This is a genomic window from Macrococcus psychrotolerans, assembly GCF_038095555.1.
GTDB classification, from domain to species: domain Bacteria; phylum Bacillota; class Bacilli; order Staphylococcales; family Staphylococcaceae; genus Macrococcoides; species Macrococcoides psychrotolerans.
Window position 1 is genome coordinate 1 of the sequence record NZ_CP124591.1, and the last position, 14016, is coordinate 14016.

The 14016-nt window shown below is 35.0% G+C and carries 11 protein-coding genes; all 11 read left to right on the forward strand.

The features are described from left to right. The 11 genes from dnaA to alsS all read left to right on the forward strand — a co-directional run bounded on the left by dnaA (nucleotide 1) and on the right by alsS (nucleotide 14016). Nucleotides 1–1338, forward strand: a complete 1338-nt coding sequence (gene dnaA, locus QA539_RS00005; RefSeq protein WP_219493429.1) for a chromosomal replication initiator protein DnaA — start codon at nucleotides 1–3, stop codon at nucleotides 1336–1338. Nucleotides 1339–1512: 174 nt separating this feature from the next. After that, the gene (dnaN, locus tag QA539_RS00010; RefSeq protein WP_219493430.1) at nucleotides 1513–2646 is read left to right on the forward strand and encodes a DNA polymerase III subunit beta; all 1134 of its coding nucleotides are present in this window, start codon (nucleotides 1513–1515) and stop codon (nucleotides 2644–2646) included. Nucleotides 2647–2735: 89 nt separating this feature from the next. Beyond that, nucleotides 2736–3638 carry an ABC transporter ATP-binding protein gene (locus tag QA539_RS00015; RefSeq protein ID WP_419895213.1) on the forward strand — a complete coding sequence of 301 codons (903 nt, stop codon included), beginning with the start codon at nucleotides 2736–2738 and terminating at the stop codon, nucleotides 3636–3638. Next, the gene (locus tag QA539_RS00020) at nucleotides 3631–4872 is read left to right on the forward strand and encodes an ABC transporter permease (RefSeq protein WP_219493431.1); all 1242 of its coding nucleotides are present in this window, start codon (nucleotides 3631–3633) and stop codon (nucleotides 4870–4872) included. Before QA539_RS00015 ends, QA539_RS00020 begins: the two co-directional genes overlap by 8 nt. 89 nt (nucleotides 4873–4961) lie before the next feature. After that, nucleotides 4962–5669, forward strand: coding sequence for a DsbA family protein (locus QA539_RS00025; RefSeq protein ID WP_219493432.1), 708 nt, complete (start codon nucleotides 4962–4964; stop codon nucleotides 5667–5669). Next, the gene (locus tag QA539_RS00030) at nucleotides 5666–6082 is read left to right on the forward strand and encodes a disulfide oxidoreductase (RefSeq protein WP_219493433.1); all 417 of its coding nucleotides are present in this window, start codon (nucleotides 5666–5668) and stop codon (nucleotides 6080–6082) included. The genes QA539_RS00025 and QA539_RS00030 overlap by 4 nt, the downstream gene beginning before the upstream one ends. Before the next feature lie 138 nt (nucleotides 6083–6220). After that, nucleotides 6221–6442: a S4 domain-containing protein YaaA gene (gene yaaA, locus QA539_RS00035; RefSeq protein WP_041635745.1), complete on the forward strand. Its 222-nt coding sequence runs from the start codon at nucleotides 6221–6223 to the stop codon at nucleotides 6440–6442. Beyond that, nucleotides 6439–7548, forward strand: a complete 1110-nt coding sequence (gene recF / locus QA539_RS00040) for a DNA replication/repair protein RecF (protein ID WP_219493435.1) — start codon at nucleotides 6439–6441, stop codon at nucleotides 7546–7548. Before yaaA ends, recF begins: the two co-directional genes overlap by 4 nt. Before the next feature lie 7 nt (nucleotides 7549–7555). Beyond that, nucleotides 7556–9484, forward strand: a complete 1929-nt coding sequence (gene gyrB / locus QA539_RS00045) for a DNA topoisomerase (ATP-hydrolyzing) subunit B (RefSeq protein WP_423245792.1) — start codon at nucleotides 7556–7558, stop codon at nucleotides 9482–9484. Nucleotides 9485–9511: 27 nt separating this feature from the next. Beyond that, nucleotides 9512–12148, forward strand: coding sequence for a DNA gyrase subunit A (gene gyrA / locus QA539_RS00050; RefSeq protein WP_219493437.1), 2637 nt, complete (start codon nucleotides 9512–9514; stop codon nucleotides 12146–12148). A 200-nt stretch (nucleotides 12149–12348) separates the two neighbouring features. After that, nucleotides 12349–14016 (forward strand): acetolactate synthase AlsS, encoded by a 1668-nt coding sequence (gene alsS / locus QA539_RS00055; RefSeq protein ID WP_219493438.1) that lies wholly within the window; start codon nucleotides 12349–12351, stop codon nucleotides 14014–14016.

Consider the following 14016-nt stretch of genomic DNA (forward strand, 5'->3'; position numbering starts at 1 on the left):
ATGAGCGGAATAGATACCATTTGGGAAAAAGTACTCGCAAATATAAAGCATAGGCTTGCACCTGCAAGTTATGATACATGGTTTAAAGATACAAAAATTAAAGTGTTAAATAACCATCAAGTAGTGATTCAGGCACCTACTTCTTTTATTTCAGAATGGCTGCAAACAAATTATATTGATTTTATTCAAGAAGCATTTATCGAAGAGATCGGAGAAAAACTCAATATAAAAGTGATTTCTTCTGAAGATGAACTTACGAATAATGAAAAAGAAGTCCCTGTAAGAAAGATGCAGCAAACAAATCAGGAACTATTACCAAATCAGTTAAATACAGATAATACATTTGATACGTTCGTAATCGGCAGTGGAAATCGATTCAGCCATGCAGCAAGTTTAGCTGTCGCAGAAGCGCCCGCAAAAGCTTATAACCCCCTATTTATCTATGGTGGTGTAGGACTTGGTAAAACGCACCTCATGCATGCAATTGGACATTACGTGATGGAGCATAAAGAAAATGCGAAAGTTGTTTATATTTCTAGTGAAAAGTTTATGAATGAATTTATTAATTCGATTAAAGATAACAAGACTGAAGAATTCCGATCAAAATATCGAAATGTGGATGTTCTTTTAATTGATGATATTCAGTTTCTTGCTGGTAAAGAATCTACCCAAGAAGAATTCTTCCATACTTTCAATGAGTTACATCAGAACCATAAACAAATTGTTATTTCTAGTGACCGTGCACCGAAAGAAATCCCAACATTAGAAGAGCGCCTTCGTACCCGCTTCGAGTGGGGATTAATTACCGATGTAACGCCACCTGATCTGGAAACTAGAATTGCTATCTTAAGAAAGAAATCAGAAGAAGAAAATATTGATATCCCGAACGAAGCAATGCTTTATATCGCTACGCAAATTCAGTCCAATATTCGTGAATTAGAAGGTGCTTTAACACGTGTCTCTGCATATTCAAAACTTGTAAATCGTGAACTTAATTCCGATCTTGTCGCTGAAGCATTAAAAGATATTATTGCTACTAGTAAGCCTAAAAAAGTAACGATTAAGGATATTCAACTTGCAGTCGGAGAATATTATAATGTGCGTCTCGAAGATTTTAGTGCTAAGAAACGTACGAAATCGATTGCTTTTCCTAGACAAATAGCAATGTATCTTGCACGTGAACTAACAGACTTCTCTTTACCAAAGATTGGTGAAGAATTTGGTGGACGAGATCATACTACAGTGATACACGCACATGAAAAGATAAAAAATCAACTGGAAACAGACGAGAGCTTAAAGAACGAACTGAAAAATATCGAAAAAGATATCACCAGCTAATTGTGGATATTGTGGATAATAGTGCTGAGCTTACACACAAGTTATGCACATGTGGATACTTACAGACTCTAATCATTTATCCACTTATCCACCTATTCACAGCCCCTATTACTATTATTACTATTTTAAAAAAGATATTATATACTTATAAATATCAATTAAGGAGATTTATCTATGAAATTTACAATTCAAAGAGACTACTTTATAGCACAATTAAATGACACATTAAAAGCAATCTCACCAAGAACAACTTTACCTGTCTTAACCGGTATTAAATTAGATGTGTTTGATAACCGACTTGTCTTAACCGGTTCAGATTCTGAAGTATCTATCGAAATTACAATTCATTCAGAACTCAATCATGAAGAAATTCTTACAGTAGAAGATAAAGGATCAATCGTACTGCCAGGTAGATTCTTTGTTGATATCATAAAAAAACTTCCTGCTGACACAGTAACCATTGAAACGAATGATCAATTCCAGGCAAAAATCACATCAGGGCAATCAGAGTTCAATGTTTCAGGAATTGATTCTGATCAATATCCACTTCTACCACAAGTAAGTGAAGAAGAAGCAATCACATTACCTGTAAAAGTTCTTAAAAACATTATAAAGCAAACAAATTTTGCAGTGTCCACGTCAGAAACACGTCCAGTATTAACAGGTGTTAACTGGCTGATAAGAGATAATATATTAAACTGTACTGCAACAGATTCACATCGCTTAGCTTTACGTAAACTAAAACTAGAAGATACGAATATCGACGAAATTAATGTCATTATTCCTGGTAAAGCTTTAAGCGAACTCAATAAAATTATTGGAGATAATGAAGATACGATTGATATTTTCTTTGCAGCGAACCAAGTTTTATTCAAATTTGGACATATTAACTTTATTTCTCGTTTACTTGAAGGAAATTATCCAGATACATCGAGATTATTCCCTGAAATCTCAGAAACAGCACTTTCAATTAATAATGGTGACTTTTTCCATGCTATAGATCGTGCATCGTTATTAGCGCGTGAAGGCGGAAATAATGTCATTAAGCTATCTGCAACTGACAATGCGGTAGAATTATCATCTACGTCTCCTGAAATAGGTACTGTAAAGGAAGATGTAAAGACATCTAAATTCGATGGAACTGGAATTAAAATCTCTTTTAACTCTAAGTACATGATGGATGCGTTGCGTGCAATCGATGTTGATGATGTACGTGTTGAATTCTTTGGAACGATGAGACCTTTCATTCTAAAACCTGACGAAGACGATAATTTAATCCAATTGATTTTACCGATTAGAACATATTAAAACTGAGCGATTGCTCAGTTTTTTTTATTATATTTTGAAATTTTTATACTAAAAATTGTATAATATTGTTAGTAAATACAATAAAGGAGATGTCTATGTTAAAACTTGAAAATGTATCAAAGCAGTTTGAAGAGTTTAAAGCTGTGGATAATGTCAATATTGAAGTTCCTCAAGGAGAAATGCTCGGATTTCTTGGTGGGAATGGTGCAGGTAAGACAACAACTTTCAGGATGATTCTTGGTTTGTTAGAAAAGTCATCAGGGACAATTACGTTTGATGGAAAACCGATTAATTATTCAATGACAGATAATATCGGATATTTACCTGAGGAGCGTGGTTTAAATCCGAAATTGAAAGTTTCGGAACAAATTCAATATTTGGCACGTTTAAAAGGTATGAAAAAGTCAGAAGTTGATCAAGCGTTAGATTACTGGTTAGAGCGTTTCGAAGTACCGGAGAATAAACATAAAAAAATTGAAGAATTATCAAAAGGTAATCAGCAAAAAATTCAATTAATCGGAGCAATTATACATAATCCTAAATTATTAATACTAGATGAGCCATTCAGTGGATTAGATCCAGTAAACGTTGAAATTCTTAAATCAGCAGTAAAAGAGATGAACGACAATGGAGCAACGATTGTGTTTAGTTCACATCGTATGGAACACGTAGAAGAAATGTGTGATTATGTGTGCATATTAAATAAAGGCAAGACGGTTGTTTCGGGTAATATTAAGCAAGTGAAACACGATTTTGGAAAGAAAGAAATTATTATCGAAGGGGACCATGATTTTAGTCATCTCGCTGAAATTGAGGGTGTTATAAAGTTCAAACAAAATAAAAATGATGTAAGATTAACGATTAAAGATCAATCGATTGCACCCATTGTTTTTGAAGCGGTAAAAAACATAGGTTTTGTAACAAGATTTCAAGTTGATGAACCTTCTCTGAACGACATCTTTATTGAGAAAGTGGGTGGTGCGATTGGATAAATTTATACCGACATTCTGGCTGACATATTGGAAGAAAATATCAAGTAAATCCTTTATCTTCTCGACGCTATTCATGATTATTATATTCGTTGGATTAAGTAATGCTGATAAAATTTATGACTTCTTTGATAGGAGTGAAGATGAAATTACTGTAATTTCAAGCTCGGATAAAGCTTTGGCAACAGCTTTTAAAGAAAGTTATCATAATCTTGACAAGAAAAAGAAACTAAAAATTGTGGATTTTAAAAAAGGTGAAGAAGGGATTAAAGATGAAACTTATAAATATTTAATTGACATAAAGGAAAACGAAGATAAAACAATTGAAGCAAAAGTATATTCAACCGAATACGCAAGTGACAGTGTGATGGGTGCAGTGCGTTCAACTTTAACAGCATTTCAAAGTAACAATATTGCACAATCATTAAATTTATCACAAGATGATTTAAGCCGTGTGATGAGTGAAGCAAAAGTTACAGATAAAGTTATTAAGCCTAAAGATGCGAACAATAACGTATCAGAACAAAGTAAAGCGCTAAATACGGCACTAGTTTATGCAGGCTTATTTTTAATTTTTATTATTACGATTAATTACGGAAGTCAAATTGCTACCGAAATTGCTCAAGAAAAATCTTCGCGTGTGATCGAAATGATTATTACGAGCATCTCTCCGATTACCCACTTAATGGCTAAAATATTAGGTGTAATCGCTGTGGCAGTGACGCAGATGATGATATACGCCATTGCTATTATCATTTGTATATATGCATTTAGCCTGGAAGAAACCGTCAGTGAATTAGGGTTTACCTTTGGTCCAGAAAATATAAGGATATTAATATATACAATCATCTTTTTAATATTGGGATTACTTATCTATATAAGTTCTAGTGCGATTGTTGGATCTTTGACAAACCGTATCGAAGATATAGGACAGGCAATTATGCCCATAACGATGCTAAATATGATTGCTTTTTATATTGCGATGTTTAGTTTATCTAAACCAGATACATTACTTGTAAAAATTGCAAGTTATATTCCGTTCTTCACACCTCAAATCATGTTACTCAGAACGATTTCAACTAAAACGAGTGATATCGAGATTATGATAGGTATAATTGTTTGTATTGTTACAATCATTTTGCTACTCTTTATCGCCGCTAAAATATATAAAGGAAGTGTGTTCAGTACAGATAAAAGTATGCTTAAAAACTTCAAACGTGCACTTAAAACTAAATAATGTCACAAAATCTTAATGATTATTCACGTGCAAAATTTGGTTAATTAATATAAAATTTATACTATCAATTAATTTTATAGGAGATAGTTATGAAAAATAAAGGCTCACTGATTTTTACGATGATAATGACTCTGCTTGTTATTGGCGTCATTGCTGCATTGATCATTTTTAACCAGAATAAGAAAGAAAGTTCCGTAGATACGGAATCATTAGGTACTGCAGATACAAACAATCAGCAAGGATTAAAATTATTAGATCAAATCGATATTAAAGATCAACCAATGATTGGTAAAGATGATGCAAAGGTGACCATCATAGAATTTGGAGATTTTAAATGTCCTGCATGTAAGGTGTTTGAATTAGATATCAAACCAGATTTGAAAAAGAAATACATAGATAGCGGAAAAGCTAAGCTGTATTTCATTAATACACCATTTCATGGTGAAGGATCGATGCTTGGGAGTCTGGCCGCTGAAACATTGATTAAACAAGAACCTGACAAGTATAGTGCATTTCAACAGGCATTATTCGAAATGCAACCTGATACAGAAGAAGAATGGTTGACGATTGATGCTGTTAAGAAAGCAGCAAAAACTGCCGCTGTCAGTAATGTAGACCAACTTGTAAAAGATGTTGAAGCTTTAAAAGAAAAAGCAGCAGTTAAAAAGGATATCAATCTCGTTGAAAAACATAATGTGACAATGACACCGACGATCGTTGTAAACGGAAAAGAAGTTAAAAATCCAATGGATCCTGCTGAAGTGGACAAAGTAATCGATGAGGCAGTTAAACAATGAAAAATACTACATACTTCTATATTTCCTGGGTAATTGCACTTGTCGCCACATTGGGAAGTCTGTACTTTTCTCAAATACGTCATTTTATTCCTTGTGAGATGTGCTGGTATCAGAGGATACTTATGTATCCTATAGTGATTATTGCAGGGTTTGCAGTATTTAATCACACTTATCATTATAAATATTTAATAATGACTTTCTCTATCATAGGTTTCTGCTTCTCATGTTATCATTATATGGAGCAGAAGATACCAGGATTTGCAGAGGTTAAACCTTGTGTTGGAGGAGTGCCTTGTAGTGCTCAGTATATTAATTATTTTGGATTTGTCACGATTCCTTTTTTAGCGGGCATCGCATTTCTACTAATTACAATAACTATGTTGTGTGTAAAAAAAGAAAATTATGCAAATTAAACTTCAATAATTATGATTTATGTGTAAAAGCGTTGGAATATCTTATTCCAACGCTTTTTATTCTTTTAAAACACATGCATTTTTTGTGAATTAACGGTATAATTATATAATGACTGAATGATAGGAGTGAGCCGTGAAATGATAAATATTATCGAACTTGATAAAGAAATTACGCTAGGACAATTTCTGAAATCAGAAGGCATTATTTCTACAGGTGGACAAGCGAAATGGTATTTGCAGGATCATCCTGTAGTTTTAAACGGAGAACCGGAAAATAGACGTGGTAAGAAGTTGCTTCAGGATGATTTACTGGAAGTTGAAGGTGAAACATATCAGATCACGTATAAGACGACAGAATGAAATTAAAGACGTTAACGCTAACTCATTATCGAAATTATGAAACTGCGGAATTAAATTTTAGTGATGAAGTAAATATTTTCATAGGCATTAATGCACAAGGAAAAACAAACTTACTTGAAGCAATTTACTGTCTCGCAATGGCTAAAAGCCATCGCACTTCTAATGATAAAGAGCTGATAGGATGGGGACATGAATTTAGTCATATCGAAGGTATGTTGTCTTACAAACATGGCACTATGCCATTATCTTTATCCATCTCTAAAAAAGGAAAAAAAGCTAAAGTAAACTATTTAGAACAGAAACGATTAACGGAATATATTGGCCATATGAATGTTGTACTCTTTGCTCCTGAAGATTTGAATTTAGTCAAAGGGAACCCACAAATAAGAAGAAGATTTATCGATATGGAAATAGGTCAGATATCTGCCGTTTACTTAAATGACTTATCAAGTTATCAGCGATTATTAAAGCAGAAAAATCATTTGTTAAAGCAAATGAAATTATCGAGTAGTAATGATAAAACAATGCTTGAAGTTATCAATGAACAGTTTGCCCAATATGCAGTGAAGTTAACATTGAGACGAAAAAAGTTTATCGAACAGCTAGAAGCATTAGCAATACCGATTCATACAGGCATTACAAAAGATAAAGAACACCTCTCTTTACGATACAATGCAAGCTTGAACTATGAATTAGCTGAGCAGGAGATGTTTGAGGAAACGATTCGTATATTAAATGTGCATATGGACAAGGAGATTGAAAGAACTCAAAGCTTATATGGACCGCATCGTGATGACTTAAGCTTTAAAATAAATAATATTGATGTACAGACATATGGTTCGCAGGGCCAGCAGCGTACAACTGCATTATCTATCAAATTAGCAGAGATTGAACTTATTAACCAGGAAATTGGAGAGTATCCAATTTTATTGCTGGATGATGTACTAAGTGAGTTGGATGATGATAGACAGACGCACCTGTTAACGACAATACAACATAAAGTTCAAACATTTGTGACGACAACGTCAGTAGAAGGTATTGAACACGAAACAATCAATAGAGCGAAATTATTCAATGTATTAGAAGGACAGATTTCGACTAACTAAAGGATAGGTGAACATAGTGGAACAACAAAATTTAGATCAGTATGGTGCCGATCAGATACAGGTACTAGAAGGATTAGAAGCGGTAAGAAAACGTCCTGGTATGTATATTGGTTCTACGGCATCAAGGGGGTTACACCATCTTGTCTGGGAAATTGTTGATAATAGTATTGACGAAGCCCTTGCTGGATATGCAGATCATATTGAAGTGACGATAGAAGAAGATAACTGGATAAAAGTTACGGATAATGGTCGTGGTATTCCGGTAGATATTCAGAAAAAAATGGGTCGTCCTGCGGTTGAAGTCATTTTAACTGTACTGCATGCTGGTGGTAAATTTGGTGGTGGCGGATATAAAGTTTCAGGAGGACTGCATGGCGTTGGTTCATCAGTTGTTAATGCCTTATCGTCTACATTGGAAGTATATGTTCATAAAGATGGCAAGATTCATCATCAAGCATATCACCGTGGTGTACCAGCATTTGATTTAAAGGTAATCGGAGAAACCGATAAGACTGGAACTGTCATTCGTTTTAAAGCGGATTCAGAAATATTTTCTGAAACAACAGAATATGAATACGAAATTCTTCAAAAACGAACTAGAGAGCTTGCCTTCTTAAATAAAGGCATCAAGATTGAAGTTAAGGATGAACGAGATAAAGAAGAAATTCGTCATGATATATACCACTATGAGGGTGGAATTAAATCGTACGTTGAATTACTGAACAAATCTAAAGAAGTCCTATTCCCAGAACCGATTTATATTCATGATAATCGTGATGAGATTGAAGTAGAGATTTCAATTCAATATAACAATGGCTATTCAACAAATCTTCTGAGCTATGCAAATAATATTCATACTTATGAAGGTGGTACACATGAAGATGGATTTAAGCGTGCATTAACTCGTGTAATTAATAGTTATGGTGTAAAGAATAAATTGATTAAAGAAGCCGATGAGAAGTTATCTGGAGAAGATGTACGTGAAGGGATTACTGCAATCGTCTCCATTAAGCATGGAGACCCGCAGTTTGAAGGACAAACGAAAACAAAACTCGGTAATACAGAAGTACGTCAAATTACTGATAACTTGTTTGCAGAAAACTTTGAACGTTTCTTATTAGAAAATCCACCAATTGCACGTATTATCGTGGAAAAAGGGATTATGGCATCGCGTGCCCGACTTGCAGCGAAGAAAGCGCGTGAAGTGACACGTCGTAAGTCAGGACTTGAAATTTCCAGTCTTCCAGGAAAACTTGCGGATTGCTCAAGCAAAGATCCATCCCTTAGTGAATTATATATCGTAGAGGGAGATTCAGCGGGTGGTTCAGCGAAATCAGGAAGAGACTCTAAGACGCAGGCTATTTTACCGTTACGTGGTAAAATTTTAAATGTTGAAAAAGCAAGACTTGATCGAATTCTTGGAAATAATGAAATCCGTTCTATGATTACAGCAATGGGTACAGGTATTGGTGGAGAATTTGATATTTCTAAAGCTAGATATCATAAGATTGTTATTATGACAGATGCTGATGTGGACGGTGCACACATTAGAACATTATTGCTTACATTCTTCTACCGATTTATGAGACCTCTACTGGAAGCAGGATATGTTTATATCGCACAACCTCCATTATTTAAAGTGGAACAAGGTAAGAAAAAATATTATGTATATAACGAACGTGAACTTGATAAATTGAGAAAAGAATTGCCGACGACACCGAAATGGCAACTTGCCAGATATAAAGGTTTAGGAGAAATGAATGCGGATCAGTTATGGGAGACGACTATGAATCCAGAACACCGTTCAATGTTACAAGTGACATTAAACGATGCGATTGAAGCGGATGAAGTTTTCGAGATGCTGATGGGAGATGTTGTAGAACATCGTCGTACGTTCATTGAAGAGAATGCAGAATACGCAAACGTTGATGTATAAAGATAGTATTTTAAGGAGGCGCCATCTATGACTTTAGACCATGATTCAAAATTGAAGGAGCAAAATATCGTCAAAGAAATGAAAGATTCATTTCTAGATTATGCAATGAGTGTTATTGTTTCTCGTGCATTACCGGATGTACGTGACGGCATGAAACCTGTTCATCGTCGAATACTTTACGGTATGAACAACCAAGGAATGACACCAGACAAACCATACAAGAAATCTGCGCGTATTGTCGGAGATGTAATGGGGAAATATCATCCGCATGGAGATTCATCTATATACGAAGCAATGGTGCGTATGGCACAAGATTTCAGCTACCGTTACATGCTTGTCGATGGTCAAGGTAACTTCGGGTCTATGGATGGCGACGGAGCGGCTGCAATGCGATATACGGAAGCGCGTATGTCAAAAATTGCAATGGAACTTATGCGTGATATTAATAAGGACACAATTGACTTTACAGATAACTATGACGGAAATGAACGCGAACCTGTTGTATTACCATCGAGATTTCCTAACTTACTTGTAAATGGAGCTTCTGGTATTGCAGTAGGTATGGCAACAAATATTCCTCCACATAACTTAACAGAAGTCATCAATGGTGTATTAGAACTAAGTAAAAATCCTGATATTTCTATTCCTGAATTAATGGAGTTCATTCAAGGACCAGATTTTCCTACGGCTGGTCTTATATTGGGACGAAGCGGTATACGTCGAGCATATGAAACAGGACGTGGATCTGTAATTATGCGCGCAAAGACATTGATCGAGATGCGTCCGAATGGTAAAGAGACAATTATCATTTCAGAAATTCCCTACCAAGTAAATAAAGCGAGATTAGTCGAGAAAATTGCTGAATTAGCACGTGATAAAAAGGTGGACGGCATTACAGATCTTCGTGACGAAACAAGTTTGAAAGAAGGGGTACGTATTGTTATCGATGTACGTCGTGATGCAAATGCAAGTGTAATCCTTAACAATTTATACAAGCAGACACCACTTCAAACATCATTTGGTGTGAATATGCTTGCCCTTGTAAATGGTAAGCCACAAGTATTAAATATTAAACAGGCAATTTATCATTATCTCGAACATCAAAAGACTGTTGTTCGCCGACGAACTGCTTATAATTTAAAAAAAGCAGAAGATCGCGCACATATTCTGGAAGGATTAAGAATTGCACTAGATCATATCGATGAAATTATTGCTTTAATTAGAGCCTCTAGTAACGATGCTGAAGCATTACAAGGATTACAAGATCAATTTAAATTATCAGAGCGTCAAGCACAGGCAATCCTTGATATGCGTTTACGTCGATTAACAGGTCTGGAAAGAGATAAAATTGAGTCTGAGTATCAAGAACTGTTGAAGTATATCGACGAACTCCGCGCCATATTAGCAGATGAAGAGAAGTTACTGCAAATCATCCGCGATGAATTAATTGAAATTCGTGATAAATATGGAGATGAACGCCGTAGTGAAATAGTTGCTGGAGGATTTGAAGATCTTGAAGATGAAGATTTAATTGATGAAGAAAATATCGTGATTACATTAAGTAGTAATAACTATATTAAACGTCTTCCAGCTTCAACTTATCGTGCACAGCATCGTGGTGGAAGAGGAATTCAAGGTATGAATACTTTGGATGAAGACTTCGTCAGTCAAATGGTAACAACTTCTACACATGATAATGTCCTGTTCTTTACGAACAAAGGGCGTGTGTATAAAGTAAAAGGATACGAAATACCTGAACTTTCAAGACAGTCAAAAGGTATTCCAGTTGTTAACGTAATTGAATTGGACAAAGATGAATCCATCAGTACGATGATTGCAGTGAAAAATCTTGAGCGTGAAGATGCTTATATTATATTTGCGACGAAACATGGAGTGATTAAACGTTCTAATTTATCTCACTTCTCGCGTATTAACAAAAACGGTAAGATAGCTATTAACTTTAGAGAAGAAGATGAACTGATTGCTGTTAGACTAACAGATGGTAATAAGCAACTGATTATAGGAACAAAACACGCTTCACTTATTCGTTTCGAAGAGAATAAATTACGTCCTTTAGGTCGTACAGCTGCAGGAGTTAAAGGTATCAGTCTGCGTGAAGGTGACGAAGTTATCGGATTAGATGTAATAGAATCTAATGGCGAACATGAAGTGCTGGTGGTTACTGAGAATGGATACGGAAAACGTACGAAAGAAAGTGAATATCGAATTTCAAATCGTGGGGGTAAAGGAATTAAAACAGCCACGATCACTGAGAAGAACGGAAATCTTGTCTGTGTCACTACTGTGAATGGTAACGAAGATATTATGATTGTAACAGACCATGGTGTAATTATTCGACTTGATGTTACAGAATTCTCACAAAACGGTCGTTCTGCACAAGGAGTACGCTTGATTCGACTTGATGAAGGACAATTTGTTGCTACTGTCGCTAAAGTGGAAAAAGAAGAAGTGATGGATGCGGATAAAGAACCAGGAGAAGTTATTGCAGAACAAGGTGCAGATTTAACTGAAGTAGCCAAAGAATCGGTTGATGAAACTATAGAGGTTGAAGATGGTCATGTGATGGGAACCGTTGATGTGTCAGAGCAAGGTTCGTTAGAACGTTCTGAATTTCAATCAACATATAATGACAGTGAAGAATAAAGATTAAATTTATGAAATAAAATTTCTTAACCATTAAAATTTTAGAAAATTTTAATGGTTATTTTCTTACCATAAATAGCTTTAAAATAATGTTTTTTTATAAATAAATATCTCAGTTTAATTATTTGCCATTAAAAATGTTTAGTATTATTATAAAAATGTAATAAAAAAAAGTAAAATTATATTTAGGAGAGATGATAATGAAAAAATCTGGTGGAGATTTATTTGTTGATACTCTAATTAATCATGGGGTCACTCATGTTTTTGGTATTCCAGGAGCTAAAATTGATAAAGCGTTTGATGTACTTGAAGATAGAGGACCGAAAGTCATTGTGACACGCCACGAACAAAATGCAGCTATGATTGCACAAGGTATAGGACGTATTACTGGTAAACCTGGTGTTGTGCTTGTGACAAGTGGACCAGGCGTAACGAACTTAACTACTGGACTGATTACTGCAAACTCAGAAAGTGATCCGATTGTAGCCATTGGCGGTAATGTAAGACGAGAAGATAGTTTAAAACGTACACATCAATCACTTGATAATGCTGGATTAATGAAGCACGTTACGAAATATTCTGTAGAAGCGCAAGATGCGAAAAGTATTTCTGAAGCAGTGACGAATGCATTTCGTGAAAGTGTGGAAGGTCGTAAAGGTGTAGCGTTTGTAAGTATTCCTCAAGATGTTATTTCTGCTGATAATGTAGAAGGAGAAGCTATTAAAGTAAAAGAAGCTCCAATACATGGACCTGCACCAGTTCACGAAATTGATGCATTAGTTGAACGTATTAAATCAGCAAAATTACCTGTGCTTCTTTTAGGGATGAGAGCTTCTTCTGAAGCATGTACAGCATCTATTCGCGAATTACTCTCAAAAACACCAATGCCAGTTGTAGAAACATTCCAGGGTTCTGGTATTCTATCTCGTGAATTAGAACATAATTTCTACGGCAGAATTGGTTTATTTCGTAATCAGCCTGGCGATGAGTTATTAAAACATGCTGATTTAGTTATCACTGTTGGATATGATCCTATTGAATATGATCCATTTATATGGAATGCAGAAAATGAAAAAACAATCATTCACATTGATGAAGTACAGAGTGATATCGATAACAACTATGCACCAGTTACTGAATTGATCGGTAACACACCTTTAACAATTCAACGTTTGAATGAAAAACTTCAAAAAGATGATGTGGAATTAGATGATACAACTAAAGAGATATTAGAAAAGATTCAAAAGTTAATTGAAAAAAAATATGAGCTTCCTGAAAACTATAAAGACAGTGAAAAAGTTAACCCTAGACACATTGTTAAAGCAGTACGCGACATAATAGATGATGAAACAACTGTTACTGTAGATGTAGGTTCACTCTATATCTATATGGCACGTTATTTTAGAAGTTATGCACCAAGACATCTGCTCTTTTCAAATGGAATGCAGACGTTAGGTGTTGCTCTACCTTGGGCGATTGCCGCGTCTATTGCACGTCCTGGTAAAAAAGTAGTTTCGATGGCAGGAGATGGTGGATTTTTATTCTCAGGACAAGAATTAATAACAGCTGTTGAAATGAAAGCACCAATCGTTCAATTAATCTGGAACGATGGCTACTATGATATGGTTAAATTCCAGCAAGAAGGTAAATATGGCAAAGGTGCAGCCGTGAGATTACACCCAGTGGATTATGTTAAATATGCTGAATCGATGGGTGCTAAAGGATATCGTGTGACTCATGCTAGTGAATTAGAAGAAATTCTAGAAAAAGCAATGAAAGAAGAAGGACCAGTTGTAGTAGATATTCCTGTAGATTACAGCAATAACTCTAAATTAATGGCAGAACTTTTACCTGATAGCACAAACTAA